The organism is Staphylococcus parequorum (genome assembly GCF_039237145.1).
GTDB classification, from domain to species: Bacteria; Bacillota; Bacilli; order Staphylococcales; family Staphylococcaceae; genus Staphylococcus; species Staphylococcus equorum_A.
The window spans coordinates 1,857,205-1,874,999 of the sequence record NZ_CP150682.1; the positions used below are offsets into that span (position 1 = coordinate 1,857,205).

Here is a 17,795-nt window from a genome sequence, read left to right on the forward strand (position 1 = left end):
ATATATTTATGATTGAATCGGTGCTAAACAATAAGCATGTAACAATGCTTGTGTCGCTTTTAATGAATCAATATGCGTACGTTCTAATGCATGTGATGATTCGATACCTGCACCGAATAAGCCATGTTTTATATCTGCGCCTGCTTTTAATGCTGCTGAAGCATCAGAACTATAATATGGATAAATATCAACTTTGTATGAGATTTTATTTGTTTTACATAAATTGACAAGTTGTTCACGTAATGCCTTATGATATGGACCTGAGGCGTCTTTAGCACAGATAGAAACTGTATACTCATCTGAAGCTTGACCATCCCCTAAAGCACCCATATCGAATGCAATAAACTCAACAATATTTGATGAAATTGAAGCATTGGCACCATAGCCTATTTCTTCATTATTAGAAATGTAAAATTGGATCGTATGCGGTAATTTGAGATTTTCTTTTTTAACTGTTTTTAAAAACTCTATAATCATGGCAACACTTGCTTTGTCATCTAAATGACGTGATTTTATAAAACCCGAAGATGTGATTTGTGTTCTAGGATCAAAACTTATAAAATCTCCTACCTCGATACCTAATTGTTCTGTATCTGCTTTTGTATTCACCTTTTCATCTAATCTTACTTCCATATGGTCTATGTTTCTAGGCTCATTATCATTATTACGATATACATGTACGCTTGTTTCATGTAGACATATTGTGCCTGTGTAAGTTTGTCCTGCAGATGTTTCAATTTCGCAATATTCCCCTTCTATTGCGTTATAACTAAAGCCACCAATTAAATCTAATGCTAAACGGCCATCTTCTTTAATTTCTTTTACCATTGCACCTAATGTATCCACATGGGCTGTAATACATTTATGGTCTTGATCATTCTCACCTTCTACAGTAATAATCAACGCACCTTTGTTAGTAATATGAGTCGTATAACCTAACTTTCCAACTTCATCTTTAACGTATTTAACTGCCATTTCTGCATGCCCTGAAGGACTATTAATATTCGTTAATGCTTGAATTGTCGTAAAAATGGATTCTGTCATACTATCCCCTCCTTATATGTATATCTTTAGTTTAACTGTTATTTTCTAAAATTGGTAAGATTCCGAATAGAAATTCCTATTTGATAACAGTGATGCTAAACGCAAAAACCCTTATATTTTTATTACAGTTTAATAACCTCTACTGAAGTCTACTTGATTTGATAATGTTTTATCTCTCTCTAAATACTCTAATGTATTACAGAAGCATGAAATAGCATCATCTAAATCTGTTAAAGCTGAAATATGTGGTGTTATCGTAACATCTTCCCTGTGCCATAACTCTGATGATTTTGGTAATGGTTCTGACTCAAAGACATCTAATACTGCATGTCTCACTTTTCCAGTATCTAGTGCCTTTATAAGTTGATTTGTATCAACACCCTGTCCTCTACCAACATTTATAAAATAAGTATTATTTAAATAACTAAAGATTTGTTCATTAAATAGTTTTTCAGTTTGTTGTGTTAACGGTAAGGTACTAATAATATAATCCGATTGTTCAATCAATGGTTTGGATGTTTCTAACGTATTTACTTGTTTAAAGTACCTTTTGTTTTCGCCACTACTTGAAACACCGTATACAGTTGTGCCAAATGACGATAAAACTTTTGCTATTACTTTTCCAGTTTCACCAGTGCCGAATATCGTTATCGTTTGATCTTTCAAGGCAGCGGGTGTTTCGCATGACCAGAGCTTATCTTTTTGTTGTGATTGAAATAATTTATGATGTTGCAAGTCTTTTAATATATAACTCAAACAATATTCACTCATTTTTTCTCCAAAGTCACTCACAGTTCGAGTTAATACCGTATTTGATTTCTTCCAACCATCTATTGCTAAAAAATTATTTACGCCTGCATTAAATGCATGGACCCAATTTACCTTAGAAGGATGAAATGCTTTACTAGGAGCAAAACCTACATAAGCATCCGCCCATTCCATATCACCTTCTGAAATCATATCAATCGATTGAAAACGCAAATGATACTTTTCTAAATACAACAAATATTGCTGAAAAGCAGATTCATATTGACCAGCAATCAAAATATTTTGTATATTCAATTTCACCACTCCTGTATAATTTAAATGATTTTTATTTCGGTTTTATTCTTTCATATATAAATCTTTATTGAATTATCTCATACCATTTCATCATACAAAGTATATCTCAATTCATAAAATTATAACTTGCTTAGTAAGTTAAATCTTCATTTTCAGAGTTTAGGCATATTGCGAAATAACATTTGCTGCTTTACAATGTTACTATTCTGAAAATTTTGATAGAGGTGATTCGCACAATGAAACAAATACTTTTCGTTGGCTTAGGTCTTATTGGCGGAAGTCTAGCGAGTAATTTAAGATATTATCATGATGATATAGAAATCACAGCTTATGATGCAGATACCTCTCAATTAGATAAGGCTTTATCTATAGGTATTATTGATTTTCAATCGACAGATTATAAATCGAGCGTTGAAAGTGCAGATATCATCATTTACGCAACACCGGTACAACAAACGATAAAATACTTACAAGAGTTACCAAACTATCATATGAAAAAGAATGTGATTATTACAGATACTGGCAGTACAAAGTCAACCATCCAACAATATGAACAACTTCTTTTATCTCACGATATCCATCTGGTTGGTGGTCACCCTATGGTTGGTAGTCATAAGTCAGGTGTATTAAATGCTAAAAAACATTTATTTGAAAATGCATTTTATATACTCGTTCATGATGAATCAGCTAATGACGCGGCTTTTGAAGAAATTCAAAGTTTGCTCAAAACTACAGATGCGAAGTTTATTTCTATAACTCCAAAAGAACATGATTTCGTGACGGGTGTTGTAAGTCATGTCCCCCACATCATTGCTTCGAGCTTGGTACACTTAAACGCCAAACATGCTGATGAATCTACGCTTATAAAAACACTTGCAGCTGGTGGCTTTAGAGATATCACAAGAATTGCGAGTGGTAGCCCTGTTATGTGGCGAGACATTACGATTGAAAATAAAAACACAATCTTAACTATTTTAAATGACTGGAAAACTCAAATGGAAGACGTTATTGCTCTCATTGAGCGTGATAGCTCTGATGACTTATATGATTTTTATAACGATGCTAAAATATATCGTGATGAACTACCCGTTAAATCACAAGGCGCGCTATCTATTGAGTATGATCTATATGTGGATATTCCGGATAAACCGGGTATGATAAGCAAAGTTACAAATATCTTGAGTTTACATAATATTTCTATAAGCAACCTAAGAATTTTAGAAGTACGCGAAGATATTTATGGTGCATTACGTATTAGTTTTAAAAACCCAGAAGATCGCAAGAAAGGTGCTGAAGCACTAAGCGATTTCGATACTTATATAGCCTAATTTTATTAACAAGCCAAACACTAATAAAGACGTTTGGCTTGTTTTTATATTTAACATTATTAATTCCTAACTCATGTTAAATAATGACAGTGATTTGAGCCGACTCTTGCGTAAAAGCACGAGCCGAAGATTACAGGCTGTGACTGAGAAAAGCGTGTACAAATCAATCGTCTACGTCGACTAATTTTATCAACAGTTTTAAACACTTCATTATCTAATATGCTAAGCACTTTTTTACATCTTATGACCTGCCATGAGTCCTAAGCGGCCGTGTTTTGTACCCGCATCAGTATAAGATGCAGCTTTAGATACGATGCCTCGACCAAATTTTTGATGTAAGGCATCAATGGTTTTTGCTAATTTTTCATTTCTTTTTCTTTCATATTCATCTATAAACAAGTTTAACTGTCTGTCTTTTTCATCTATAAATTTCGTTAATGAAACACTTACAGTTCTAAATAACATAGTATGATCACATAATTTATCTGCGAAATGTTCAACGATTTTATAAATTTGCTCTTCCAAATTCGTCGGATCCTGTAAGGTGTATTGTTTATTAATGCTACCTTCATCACTATAACCAAATGAAAAATGAATCGTTTTTGCTAATTGGTTTCTTGCCCTAACACGACTAGCAACATCTTCAATCAACTCACGCATGACAACCTTAGCTTCTTCATAATGATAATCGCGCATCAGTATTTGACTCTTACAAATCGATGGATTCATTACTTCATATTTATCTCTTACTCTACTTTGATCTATGCCATTCGCATGTAAATGCAAATCTACCCCCACTATACCTAAATCTCTCTTTAAATATTGATACGGATAATTGGCTAAATCACCTATAGTAAAAATACCTCGTTTATTCAATTTTGCTTCTGTTTTCCTACTAATTCCCCAAAATTCACTTAACGGCTGAATAGGCCAAAGTTTATTCGGCACATCTTGGTAACGCCACTCTGCAATTAAACTAGAAGAATGTTTCGCTTCTACGTCCATTGCAATTTTACTTAAAAGCATATTTGAGCCAACACCAATAGAACAGTTAATTCCTGTTTCTTCTTCAATCTCACATTGCAGCTTTTCACAAAATGAATGAATCGTAGTGCTAAAACGGTGATAGCTATCCGTAACATCCATAAAAAACTCATCGATACTATATTGATGTAGATCTTCCGGCGCTACATAACGTAAAGCAATTTTTGATATTGCTACAGACACTTCCAAATATTTTCTCATACTCGGATTAATAATATATATGTCGCTTCTATGTGGTATTTCGAATAGTCTCGACCCGGTTTTAATACCTAGCGCTTTTAAAGGCCCTGTGGCAGCTAAAACAACTGATCCTTGTCTCTTCGTATCGGCAACAACGGCTAATTTCTCCTTCAATGGGTCTAATCCTTTTTGAATACAAGACACACTTGCAAAAAAGCTCTTTTGGTCTATACACAATACATCTCTTTCTTCCACCAGATTATAATCATACATATCAAATACCTCCCTCAATTAATTCTATTATATACGAACATGTGTTCTCATTCAATACTTATAAGAACAAACGTTCTATTTTGATTGTTTTTAGAATTTTGAGAATTTTCATGATATAATAAGCTCAAATTGTTATAGGAGGAAATACATATGCCAATCGTTAATGTGAAATTATTAGAAGGTCGTTCAGATGATCAACTTAAAGATTTAGTCTCTGAGGTAACACAAGCTGTAGAAAAAACTACAGGTGCTAATAAAGAAGCAATACAAGTTGTTATTGAAGAAATGAAAGCATCACACTATGGTGTTGCCGGCGTTAGAAAATCCGACCAATAATACCATGCTATATTTATACGTATAGAGAACGTAAACAGACCAAACGTTAATACATAGCGTTTGGTCTGTTTTGTGGTTAACACCAACTTTTTAGTAATGTTCGTTTTCTATGCGCTTTGTTACAACCAAGGCAGTAACTTGTGCTGACTCCTGCGGGAAAAGCATGCACAAGAAACTATCAATAAAGATTTTACTCATAAAACAAAAGGTAGACAATCATAAAAATGATTGTCTACCTTTTTTGAGATTGGCAGTGGCTAACTGTATTAAAAATGCGTTTATATCAAGCTCTTGTATTCCATTTATAGTCAGCTTTGCCGAGCCAGGTTCATGCGACGAAATCTTGTTAAAAAATAGATTTCTGTCCCACTCTTTCATATTATTCGTTTAAAAACTTCTGAACTTCTTCTTTATTTTTCGCTTTATCGATTTCTAACGCACTACCATCACCAAACGTTTGAATATCTTGGTAACTTCCTTCGACAGGTAACGTTAGAGAATCAACATTTTTATCGCCTCGAATACCAAAGTTTAAGCCTGCTTGCATAATTGCAGAGTCTGGCATGTTCGTATTCAAGTAACCTCTTAAAATACCAGCGACACGTGGCAATTTAGGAAGTGTATCGATACTTGCAAGTTCACCTTTAAGTGCTTGCATCACTTGTTGTTGTCTACGGACACGACCAAAGTCACCTTCAGCATCATGTCTAAATCTAGCATAACCTAAAAGCTCTTTACCATTTAATCGATGGTGACCTTCTTTCAGTGATACACCTATATTTTTCGACATATCTTTTTCAACATCTATAGGTACACCGTTAGGTTCTAGTTCATCAATCATTTTTTCAAAACCAGTAAAGTCTAAAATAGCGTAATACTCAGGATCTACACCTAAGTTTTTCTTCAGCGTTTTTCTCATTAATTCTGGACCGCCTATAGAATATGCAGAGTTAATTTTATGCTGTCCATTTCCAGGAATATCAGCATAGATATCACGCATGACAGACATCATTTTCAGCTTTTTATGCACAAAATCATATTGAGCAATCATAATAGAGTCTGTTCTAGAAATACCACCTTGCTCCTTATCTGCACCTAACACCATGACTGTAATCTTACCGTCATTTTTTTGAGCACCATTAAATTTATGCTCTTTCAGTGTCTTACCATGGTCTTTAGCATAATCAATACCTGAATTATAACCATGAATCGCATAACCAATCACTATCGCCAATAGGATAATGATAATTAAAATAATGAAAGGAAGCTTTCTAATCCGCTTCTTTTTCACCCTTCGTAAAGGGGCCTGTGTTGTTTCTTCGTTCTCATCTGATGTACTTCTTTTTTTGTCCTTATTCATTAGTATCAACCTTATATCTTCAAAATTGCACTTCTATGTACTATAATTAACATATATTAAAGTTATATAAAAAGAGTATAAAAATCAAGTAATATCTTAATATATGGTACTAAGGTCTAATACAGAAAGGATGTTAAGCATGAATATAAACAAAGCATACTTCGCCGGAGGTTGCTTTTGGTGTATGGTCAAGCCTTTTGACACGTATGAAGGTATTGAACAAGTAACCTCTGGTTATATGGGAGGTACAGTTGATAATCCATCATATGAACAAGTCAAGACTGGCAACACTGGGCATTATGAAACCGTCGAAATCGAATATGATGTCGCACTGTTTTCATATAATAAGTTATTAGAAATTTTCTTTTCTGTAATAGATCCAACTGATGACGGCGGACAATTTCAAGATAGAGGTTCGCAGTATAAGACAGCTATTTTTTATTCTAATGACAATCAAAAGGAAGTAGCTGAAACGTATATCGAAAAATTAAAACACACGATTGATAGAGACAAGGCAATTGCAACTCAAATCTTGCCCGCTTCTAAGTTTTATAAAGCTGAAGCAGAACACCAAGAATTTTATAAAAAAAATCCAGAACGTTATGCTGAAGAACAAAATGAACGTCAAAATTATAAGCAATAACAAATCAATCATAAAAGCCGGAGCATATCTTCTATGCATCCGGCCTTTTGATATTATATGATCGAACTCACTTATTAGTCTCCCTATAGCACTATAAGCTATTTTTTACTACTACTCTTGTTTTTTCATTTCTAATGGTATCTTATTCTTCTTCTCTACTTCCTTACCTTTGTGTAAATCTATTACTGTTTTCAAACTTTCTTCACCCATCAAATCAGGTTGTTGCGCGACCGTGGCATATAACTTACCTTTGTCTACTGATTTAATTGCATCTTCATTACCATCAAAACCAATAACTTTAATATCTTTGCTGCCTACCGCTTCTATTGCGCCTAATGCCATTTCATCATTTTGTGCAAAGATTGCTTTAATATCTGGATGTGCTTGAATAATATTTTGAGTTACATCCAATCCTTCTGTTCTATTAAATTTCGCACTTTGTTTGGATACCACGTCAAGTGAGTCATCTGCTACGTTATGGAACCCTTTACCACGTTCTCTTGTAGCACTTGCCCCAGGTATACCTTCTAACTCTGCAACTTTAGTACCTTCCCCAAATTTATCAACGATGAGGTTTGCAGCCATTTCCCCACCTTTAACGTTATCTGAAGCAATAAATGAAGCGACTTCCCCTTTAGCAACTTCCCTATCTAAGGTTACTACTGGTATGTTCTGATCATTAGCTATTTGTATACTACCAGAAATTGCATCTGAGTCTGTAGGATTCACAATAAGATAATCTACATTTTGTTGTATTAAATCATCAATATCGTTTGCTTGTTTTGCTGCATCATCTTGCGCATCTGCAAACTTCACTTTAACACCTTGTTTTTTTGCCTCATCTTCAATACCATCTTTAATTTTCACAAAGAATGGATTGTTTAACGTTGAGATACTTACACCAATGACAATATCAGATTTTTTCTTATCTGACTTACCGTCATCATTATTTTCCAAAGGAGACTCAAGTGAACATCCTGTTAAAAATAATAAAATCGCAATTGCACTGATTAATATTTTTTTCATCTTGCTAACCTCCCACACTATTTATTCTTTCTATCAATTAATACAGCTATGATAATCACTACACCTTTAACAACCTGTTGATAGAATGATGAAACGCCTAATAAGTTCAAACCATTGTTTAACACACCAATAATAAGTACACCAATTAATGTACCGAGTATGCGTCCCTTACCACCCGTAAGTGATGTACCACCCAGTACAACGGCTGCAATCGCATCTAGCTCATATGACATACCTGCTGTTGGTTGTGCAGAGTTTAAGCGTGATGTTAATATTGCACCTGCCATTGCCGACATTAAGCCAGCTAAACTATAAATCATGATTTTTAATTTATTTACTTTAATACCAGAAATAAATGCTGCCTTCTCATTACCGCCCATAGCATAAGTTTGTCTACCAAATACTGTTTTATGTAGCAAAATATATAAAATGATAAACGTAACAAACATTGTAACTGCCGGAACAGGTATGCCTAAAAAGTAACCACGACCAAATAATTGGAATGCATAGCTCCCATTTAAGTTTGTAATCGGGTTACCATCCGTAATCACTAGTGTTAAGCCCCTAAAGACGGTCATAGTAGCCAATGTTGCGATAAATGGTGCCATCTTACCTAAAGTAATTAACAAACCGTTAATGGCCCCTAGAACTGCACCAAAGATACAACCGAGTAATAACGCAATCATTGAATCTACACCTGATACCATTAAAATTGCTACCATCGCACTTGATAACGCCAATGTAGAACCGACGGACAAATCAATACCGCCCGTTAAAATAACAAATGTCATACCAAATGCAATGAGTCCATTAATCGATACTTGTCTCAGTAAATTAAATAAGTTGGATGGTTCTAAAAATGCGCTGTTTAATGCACTAATGATAATAACTAATAAGATTAACCCAATAAACGGAATTATTTTTTCTAAATATGAAAATGATAGTTTAGAATGTGTCATGTACTTCCCCTCCAGTAGCTAATGTCATAATACGTTCTTCTGTTAATGATGCTTTCTCTAGCACGCCTGCAATATTTCCTTCATGCACAACGGCCACTCTGTCACTCATGCCTATAATTTCAGGTAATTCTGATGAAATCATAATGATAGACATGCCTCGTTCGGTCAATTCATTCATCAATTGATAAATCTCTCTTTTCGCACCTACATCAATACCACGTGTAGGCTCGTCTAAGATTAGGACATGTGGCGCAGTTGCTATCCATTTTGCAATAACAACTTTTTGTTGATTACCACCTGATAAATCAACACATGCATCATTTTTCTTACCTTTAATATTCAAACGTTGAATCATTTGTTCTGCATATTGCTCCATAGAAGCTCGTGTTAAAAAGCCGGATTTCGAAAAACTTTTCAACGCTGGTAACGAGATATTCTCTAATATTGAATCTTGCAAGACCAAGCCTTCTTCTTTTCTATTCTCTGTGATAAATGCTAAGCCTTGTTTGATAGAGTGATTAGGATTATTTATCTGTAGTTGTTTATCATTGAGAGTTACTTGCATATGCCCCTTATCTAAACCAAACAATACACGCATAATTTCAGAACGTCCTGCACCCATCAATCCACTAAAACCTAAAATTTCACCTTTATGTAGATTAAAGTGAATATCATTCAATTTATGTTCAGTAGAACTGAGGTTTTTTACAGAAAGAACAACTTCCTCATCTTGCGTGTAATGTCTGTCTGGGTATTGATTATCTAGGTCTCTACCAATCATTGCCTTAACAATTTTCTCATTTGTTGTATCTGCTGTTGCAGAAGTTAAGATGGAACGTCCGTCTCGCATTACCGTAATACGATCTGAAATACTGAAAATTTCTTCCATTCTATGAGAGATATAGACAAATGACACACCTTCACTTTTCAGTTTTCGAATTTGTTCAAATAAAATATCAATTTCGTTATTTGTTAATGCTGCAGTAGGCTCATCCATAATAATGACTTTTGAATCTTGCATTAAAGCTTTACTAATTTCTAACATCTGTTGCATACCTACAGATAAAGCACCCGCTTCTTTATTTAAGTCGATATTAATATTTAACTTTTTGAAAATAGCATTTGCCTGTTTTTTCATCGCTTTATTATCCACAATACCTAAGCACTTTGTTTCCTCTTTACCAAGAAATAAATTTTCTAACACTGTTAAATTAGGCCATATATTTAACTCTTGTTGTATGAACGACACACCATTAAGTTCCGCGTCTTTGGTATTTTTAAATTGAATCGCTTCACCGTTTTCTTCAACAGACCCACTATCCGACTTATATACACCGGTGAGTATTTTCATCAATGTACTTTTCCCAGCACCATTTTCTCCCATTAAGGCATGTATCTCACCATCACCGATTTCAAAATCCACGCCTCTTAATACGTCATTTTGCCCAAACGATTTATATATTTGTTCCATCTTTATCATTTTATTCACCCCTTAAAATAAAACACCGCTTGTTAGTACAACATTAGCAAACGGTTTAGCTTCACCTGTGCGAATGATGGCTTTAACTGTTTTACTTTGTACTTTGAATTGCTCATGTGACGTTGTTTGAATTTCAATATTTTCAGCTGATAATGTCTGATATAATGCCGTGTTTTGCGTTATCATTTCTTCAGCTAATGTCATTTGCTCGATTTCCATATGCTTTTTTATAAGGTTAAATACTTCAATAAAAGAAGGCTTTCCAAATTCCAATGCCAGATCAATCTTTTTCACGCCTTCTGGAACTGGAAGTCCACAATCTGCAATGATAATTTGATCAGTATGCCCTAAATCACTTAACAACTTTGAAATTTCGCTATTTAATATACCTGTCTTATACATTCAATCACTCCTAAAATTTTATGTAACCCGTTACATGTTATGCATCAAAATCTCGTACTTTCCCTCCGCTTCACTGTAATTGCTACTTGATCAACGTGGTCCGCGTCTCCCTCCTCATACAAATTGAGGAGTTTCGATACAGCAAGTTCACCTATACGATATGCCGATTGATCTATTGTTGTAATTTGAGGAAATGTCATTTTTGAAAATGGTATGTCATCATAGCCAACAAGTTGTATATCTTTCGGCACTTTAAATCCATGTTGTTGAATCACACCCAATATTTTAATCGCAATCAAATCATTACTACATATAATGCTATCGATATGATTTTGACGTATTTGTTTAATAAATTGTGTTTCGTCATCTATTTGTTCTTCTTCACAACGACAATATGACACATTATGTTGGTTGAGTACTGTTTCTACGCCATTCACACGTAATTGGAATGCAGCTACATTTAAATCAGAATGCACGATTAATACGTGCTGTGCCTGTCCTTCGATGATTAATTGAGATTGGAGTTGACCACCTTCAAAATGATTTGTAGAAATCCCTTCATTGCCATCATTGATACGATCAACAAATACAAATGGAATACCATATGAATGAAGTGTATTTTCAATTACATTTTCATTTAGCGCTGTGGAAATCATACCCGTACAATTATGCGCTACAAATGTAGAAAGATAATTTTTTGCTTTATCAATATCATTATCGCTATTACCTATCAATACTTGGTAACCGTGTGCCAAAGCTACATCTTCTACTCCGCGAGCAATAAGTGTGAAAAACGGATTACTAATATCTGGAAGTAATAGTCCTATCATTTTAGATTTTCGCTTATATAACGTACGTGCCGCTTCATTCGGTTGATAATTCAGTTGGTTAATCGCACTTTCAATTTGTGCTCTTGTTTGTGCTTTTACGTATCCATTATTATTGATTGCTCTAGAGACAGTTGCTACTGAGCATCCTGCCAATTGAGCTACTTCTTTTATTGTTGCCAATGAAATCACCTCAATTTATGTAACCGCTTTCATATTACCACAACTTTTTATAATTTAATAGAACAATCGTATGTTTTAATTATTAGATTAATTTTCTGTAGAGCTATTTGCAGTTTTTAAAAATAAAAAACGGTATTCTTTTAACTTTAGAATACCGCTCTAACATATCAATGCCTTTATCAAATCATATGTAATGTCGTTCAATACTATAACTATTTATCTGGATATATTAAATAACTATAATTGCCACTTTGTACTTTTTAATGATTGTCCGTTACTTGATCTATACTTTCTATCCCCTTAATTTCACCATTTTGACCTACATAAACTTTTACCGAGAATTTATTATTAGGATTATCATCATAAATCATTGTATTTTCTTCGTAGTTTATTGTTCTTGTACCATGTACTTGTCTAAATTGTTGGACATTCACGTCTTCCGGTATGATAAAGAAGCGGCTCACTTTATGATTGGTATAGCGAACCCCAATGTCACCGTATTTAACAACTTTCACACCGGCAATATTCATTGTTTTTTCGCTTTTACCAAATTCAGCTTCTATTTTATCTTTGTGTATTCCCTTCGATACTTTATGATAACCATGTCTTGTATCACGATTCATGAAATCTGTGCTAAATTGCTGTGCTAATACATCTATTTTCGGCGGATGACCGTTACTTTTTTCTTTATTGTGCTCATTACTCTGAGAAACTTGATTTGTCCCTTTATAATTAGAATTAAGGGATTGGTATAAAAACGTGCCTGCAACGATTAATGCAATAACTAATAAGGCTAAGATAATGCCAATTATGATCTTCTTCATTTTAATACGCCCCAATATTTTTAATTTATTTTATATCTTACTACAAATGATGAACTGATTGAATCTATTTTTAATATTAAATAATTATCATACAATTCTATTTTTAGCGATCGTTCCACTCCTAGCAAATAGTAATAATACAATTAAATTTTAAAAAGAAATTATGTAGATAAAATGTCATTTTTTATTTGAATAATCTTACTTCCCACCATTGAAAGCGTTTTCTAATGATGATATATTATGATTATACCTTAACAAAGGGGTAACGAGAAATTCATATATAGTTAGAGTCAAATGATATTTAGAACAGTTCTACCAGTTAGTTTATTTAAAGTAGTTAATAACTTCTCCAGATATTAACTACAGAAACCATTAAACACTTTTAAACTCCTTAAAAAAAGCAACCAACACATAAAATGTGTGTTGGTTGCTTTTATATTTATTCCTTCTTATTTATACTTTCTAATTACACGCATCACTTTTAACATACTAAGCCATAATGAATGATGTTTTCTATAAACTAAAAATCTTGGTTCCCAAAGAGGATTAAATTTCTCTTTGTATCTTCTGAGACCTTGAAATCTATATAGACCATTAAAATGTTCAAAAACTCTACCTGCGATTCTCTCTCCATAAAATGAAAACGGCACTTGCCCCACATTAGATAATGTAGCCATACCCATATTAAAATGCTCATAATTATGCGCCTTTGCCCATAACAACATATTCAAATATAAGCCATCCATTAAAGGTAAATGACTATCTGCCTTCCAACGAATTAAATCTACAGAAAGTGTTGCTTTGTAATACGTGGGCATAAAGGTACAAAATGCGATGATAGATTCATCTTTATTTTTAATGATCGCTATAGGTGCTTGCGATACATAGTATTCATTAAAGCTACCTACAGAAAAATGCATTTCATTTCTTTCTGCTAACCAATCGTGACTAATGTTTTTCAAATCCGCAAGTAATTTGGATGAAAACGGCGGGTCCAACACTTCAAAAGTTAGATTAAGATCATCAAACTTATTTAATGTTGCACGTAAGCCACGTTTCTTTTTACCTGATGTAGTAAATGTAGTTAAATCTATAACCGCTTCTTCACCTAATTTGAAAAATTGATTACCAAAATCATGATAAAGTGACATATATTTATCAGTTACTTGATAAAATATCACATCATAACCTAAGTATTGTGCTTCACGGTAAAACGTTTCTAATAATTCATGAAATGATTCTGGATTGCCTACTGGATCACCTAATACAATATAGGCACTGTATTTATAACGATACATAAGAAAGGCATCTTCTTTTTCATTAATAAAACAATGCTTATCTCCACTATACATTAAATGGCTTAAATAATTACCGCCATTTTGCGCTATGATTGCTTCACACATTTCTATATTGTTACTTCTATTCTTTACTCTATAACGATACTCAAACCACCAGACGATTGCACCGACAATAATAGCAACGAGTAGAATCGTAAACCAGAAATAATACCTTAATATTGAACTGTCCATTTCCAAATGATAAATATCTAATGTATAGAATGTCCCATCTATAACAATATGATTAATATACAAAATGAGTGCACCGACAGCGACACTTAACCATAACTTTGTATATCTGAATGGTCTTTTAATTGTATTTGAGCGTCTATAAAATACCAATAGTAGGACAAACATAACTGCTAGCCAACTCAGTAGTATAAAAGAAGCATAAGTATAAGCTGTAACAATAAATATTAAACTAATCGAAATCATTGAAAATAAAATAGCTCGTTTAGAGAGATGATATACACCAATTATATTTAATAATAAAAGTAAACATGCCGATGTATGTACTGATACGATAATGTAATAAATATAATGATTCGGATCATATAAACCATCATATATAATCGTCATATTATTTAAAAAACATATGAGGCTTGTATACATCAACAATAGTGCAATTGAAAACGATGGCACTCTTACAATTATATCTTTTTGATACGATGCTACGAGTGATGTCATATCTTTCACTGGTAACATAAGCTTTGAATCTTCCCAATAGCGTTTTGCAGTACTTCTGAATTCAAATGTAGAAAGAATCAACGCGATTAACACTGGGAATAAATAATAAGCAAAACGATAGAGCAATAATGCTAAAACAATTTCTTCTTCCGGTACATTCAGACTTTTCAAACCTAATAAGACGACTAAATCAAATGTTCCAAACCCACCAGGAATAAAACTAATTAAACCTGATAGTGACGCTATAATAAATATGCCCATAAAAGCAGTAAATGGTATGTGGATGCCTACAATGACTAAAGCCATATATAATACAAATGACGCTATCATCCATTCAACACCAGAAACAACTGTGCAATAAATACCAAGTAATTTATGTGATTGTTTAACTGGTTTTACATAAGTAACTATAATAAATATTGGTAAAAATAGTGCCACAATATACAATAACCATCTAATCCATGGAAAAGGGCTAAATATGTGCGTCACGTCAAATACGTGAATCACTACAAGGATAGACAGTAAACTAAGTCCTGTTAACATTGATATTAAAACAATAGAGATTGTATGTACTAACGCCTTTTTATCGTCAGTTGCGTTCTTGTATAATAGAAAACGTACACTTGCACCAATAAAACCTCCAAAGCCTACGACAGCATTAAGTGCATTTACAATATAACCAATACGAATCGTTTTCAATAAAGAGAGTTTCAACTTTAACGTTTTTACTAAGAGGACGTCATAAAGCGATAATACAATAATAGATAACCCACCACTTAAAAATAAAGCAACTAACCATACTCTATTAATTTCCCCAAATGATTTTACTGTTTCTTTAAGATTAATATGTGAGAGTTCTTTATATAATGTGAAAACAACAAAAATAAATAACGTAACTGCAAATACTATTTTTAATATAGAAAATACTTTACTTCTTAATTCCTTAGACATATCTTCACTTCTCTTTTCAGTGATTCTATTGTGTCATAAAAAATATAGCACAACACTAAAATATAATAAATAAATTTTTAATGACATCTATATAACATAATTGTTAGGTGGCTTTCATTTAAATCATTTATACGATGCACAGTGAAGTCATTATGAAACGCAAAGTATATAAAAAACGACGAATTTCAGCCTTTGTCATTTTTGTGCGTGCTTTCTGCGGTCACAGCCTTTATTGTTATATTGGCAGTAGATTTCTGTCCACTCCCATGCTCAGGCAAGCATGTACTTTCAAAATCAAAAATTTTCTAATAAAAAAGGAGCGGTGATAGGAAATCAGATTTTGATTTCCTATCACCGCTCTATAAGACTGACTCGAAAAAGTAATACAGGAACTGAAAAAACTTCATTTAGATATCAGACAGCTACTGTGCAATCTAATCGAAGGATGCGTTGATATTAACGAATTTCTTCTTCTGATGAAGTTTGATACTCGCCTGCATCTTGACCATAATATTTATTATATCTACGTTTATACATAGAATATAAGTGTGAAATAAGCACTTTTAAGATAGCGTATGCTGGTATACCTAAAATAACCCCAACTACACCGAGTAAGTTACCCGCACTTAACAAGATAAAAATAATTGTTAGTGGATGTATTTTCAGTGTTTTACCCATTACATTCGGTGAAATAAAGTGCCCTTCAATAAATTGTACAGCAGTCCACACGATAATTAATTTCAACAACATGATTGGTGAAGTAATTAATGCAATAATAATTGCAGGTGAAATTGCAATCGTAGGACCAATGTATGGTACTACACTCGTTACAGCTGCAATAGATGCTAAGATTAAACTATAATCTAATCCGATAATGCTATAACCAATAAATAATAGAATTCCAATACAGAACGAAACAACAATTTGTCCTTGGATATAAGAACCTACTTGAACACTCATTTTGTCTAATAAATCATGAAAATCTTTTCTGAATTTTGGTGGCATCAATTTTGTAGAAAAATCTTTGAAACGATAGCCATCTTTTAACATAAAGAATAATACAAATGGTGTTGTTGCAATTACTACACCAACATTGACTAATGCTTCGGCAAAATTCTTGATTTTAGATCCAAAACCATTAAAATAATCAGAAACCATACCTGGTAATTTTTTTGCTAATGTATCAAGTTGATCTTGAATCTGCGTATAGAAATTAGATATCACAGAAAATTTAGTAAGACTATCAATAAATTGGTTCACTTTATCGACATAGTATGGGAAATTATTACCAAAACTTTTGAATTGTGACCCAATCACTGGAATAAGTAGATTAATTGCCAATGATATTACACCAACGATGAGTAGGAATAGAATGATAACGCCCCAAACTCTTGGAATATTATATCGTTCCATTAAATTAACTACCGGGTTAAATAAATAATAGAGAATAATTGATACAATGATAGGTGCTGCAAGCGTATTAAATACGATAATAAATGGTTTGAAAATGTAAGAAACTTGATCAAATATAAAAATTGAAAAACCTACTAATATTAAAATCAACAAACCAAAAAGTAAATCTTTACCGCCTAAAAACTTCATGAAGCGGGTTTCTGGAAAACTCAGTCTCAATTTATCTTTTCCACTCTTTTTTTCTTGCTTTATATTTTCTTCATTCGACATATACTCACCATACCTTAATTTGATTCTAAAATTATAATTTAACATTAAATGATACAAATCGTAGTACAAAACTACGAACATAAAATGCATTGTCGATTTATTTGCTAATATTAATATTAACACATTCGTCATCTTCCAAACATATATTTTACCACATTATATATCG

Annotated in this window: 15 protein-coding genes; 3 read left to right on the forward strand and 12 right to left on the reverse strand. The window is 33.0% G+C overall.

Annotated features, from left to right (window positions below):
- Nucleotides 1–6: 6 nt before the first annotated feature.
- Nucleotides 7–1,044 carry a M42 family metallopeptidase gene (locus AAA453_RS09010; RefSeq protein WP_427704497.1) on the reverse strand — a complete coding sequence of 346 codons (1,038 nt, stop codon included), beginning with the start codon at nt 1,042–1,044 and terminating at the stop codon, nt 7–9.
- A 129-nt stretch (nt 1,045–1,173) separates the two neighbouring features.
- A complete protein-coding gene (locus AAA453_RS09015) occupies nt 1,174–2,106 on the reverse strand; it encodes a D-2-hydroxyacid dehydrogenase (protein ID WP_427704499.1) in 933 nt (310 codons plus the stop codon).
- A gap of 236 nt (nt 2,107–2,342) precedes the next feature.
- Between AAA453_RS09015 and AAA453_RS09020 the strand changes: the two genes are divergently transcribed.
- Nucleotides 2,343–3,434 carry a prephenate dehydrogenase gene (locus AAA453_RS09020; protein WP_069815710.1) on the forward strand — a complete coding sequence of 364 codons (1,092 nt, stop codon included), beginning with the start codon at nt 2,343–2,345 and terminating at the stop codon, nt 3,432–3,434.
- Nucleotides 3,435–3,668: 234 nt separating this feature from the next.
- Here the strand turns inward: AAA453_RS09020 and AAA453_RS09025 are convergent, their stop codons facing one another.
- Nucleotides 3,669–4,931, reverse strand: a complete 1,263-nt coding sequence (locus AAA453_RS09025; RefSeq protein WP_427704501.1) for a Y-family DNA polymerase — start codon at nt 4,929–4,931, stop codon at nt 3,669–3,671.
- Between the two features lie 150 nt (nt 4,932–5,081).
- On the opposite strand from AAA453_RS09025, the gene AAA453_RS09030 reads away from it, so the two are divergent.
- Nucleotides 5,082–5,267 (forward strand): 2-hydroxymuconate tautomerase, encoded by a 186-nt coding sequence (locus AAA453_RS09030; protein ID WP_002507674.1) that lies wholly within the window; start codon nt 5,082–5,084, stop codon nt 5,265–5,267.
- A gap of 379 nt (nt 5,268–5,646) precedes the next feature.
- On the opposite strand, the gene AAA453_RS09035 is transcribed toward AAA453_RS09030, so the two are convergent.
- Nucleotides 5,647–6,627, reverse strand: coding sequence for an LCP family protein (locus AAA453_RS09035; protein ID WP_277579774.1), 981 nt, complete (start codon nt 6,625–6,627; stop codon nt 5,647–5,649).
- Nucleotides 6,628–6,766: 139 nt separating this feature from the next.
- Here AAA453_RS09035 and msrA point away from each other — a divergent pair, with 139 nt between their 5' ends.
- Nucleotides 6,767–7,270, forward strand: a complete 504-nt coding sequence (gene msrA, locus AAA453_RS09040; RefSeq protein ID WP_069815726.1) for a peptide-methionine (S)-S-oxide reductase MsrA — start codon at nt 6,767–6,769, stop codon at nt 7,268–7,270.
- Between the two features lie 111 nt (nt 7,271–7,381).
- Here the strand turns inward: msrA and AAA453_RS09045 are convergent, their stop codons facing one another.
- The 8 genes from AAA453_RS09045 to AAA453_RS09080 all read right to left on the reverse strand — a co-directional run bounded on the left by AAA453_RS09045 (nt 7,382) and on the right by AAA453_RS09080 (nt 17,629).
- Nucleotides 7,382–8,296, reverse strand: coding sequence for a D-ribose ABC transporter substrate-binding protein (locus AAA453_RS09045; protein WP_069815730.1), 915 nt, complete (start codon nt 8,294–8,296; stop codon nt 7,382–7,384).
- Between the two features lie 17 nt (nt 8,297–8,313).
- Nucleotides 8,314–9,255 (reverse strand): ABC transporter permease, encoded by a 942-nt coding sequence (locus AAA453_RS09050; protein ID WP_427704503.1) that lies wholly within the window; start codon nt 9,253–9,255, stop codon nt 8,314–8,316.
- Nucleotides 9,242–10,735, reverse strand: a complete 1,494-nt coding sequence (locus AAA453_RS09055) for a sugar ABC transporter ATP-binding protein (protein ID WP_427704505.1) — start codon at nt 10,733–10,735, stop codon at nt 9,242–9,244. The genes AAA453_RS09050 and AAA453_RS09055 overlap by 14 nt, the downstream gene beginning before the upstream one ends.
- Nucleotides 10,736–10,747: 12 nt before the next feature.
- Nucleotides 10,748–11,137: a D-ribose pyranase gene (gene rbsD, locus AAA453_RS09060; protein ID WP_285323875.1), complete on the reverse strand. Its 390-nt coding sequence runs from the start codon at nt 11,135–11,137 to the stop codon at nt 10,748–10,750.
- A gap of 44 nt (nt 11,138–11,181) precedes the next feature.
- Entirely contained in the window at nt 11,182–12,156 is a 975-nt protein-coding gene (locus tag AAA453_RS09065; RefSeq protein WP_427704506.1) for a LacI family DNA-binding transcriptional regulator, read from the reverse strand.
- A gap of 251 nt (nt 12,157–12,407) precedes the next feature.
- The gene (locus AAA453_RS09070; RefSeq protein WP_427704508.1) at nt 12,408–12,971 is read right to left on the reverse strand and encodes a hypothetical protein; all 564 of its coding nucleotides are present in this window, start codon (nt 12,969–12,971) and stop codon (nt 12,408–12,410) included.
- 449 nt (nt 12,972–13,420) lie between these two features.
- Nucleotides 13,421–15,946, reverse strand: a complete 2,526-nt coding sequence (mprF, locus tag AAA453_RS09075; protein ID WP_427704509.1) for a bifunctional lysylphosphatidylglycerol flippase/synthetase MprF — start codon at nt 15,944–15,946, stop codon at nt 13,421–13,423.
- A 456-nt stretch (nt 15,947–16,402) separates the two neighbouring features.
- Nucleotides 16,403–17,629, reverse strand: a complete 1,227-nt coding sequence (locus AAA453_RS09080; RefSeq protein ID WP_069815749.1) for an AI-2E family transporter — start codon at nt 17,627–17,629, stop codon at nt 16,403–16,405.
- Nucleotides 17,630–17,795 lie beyond the last annotated feature (166 nt).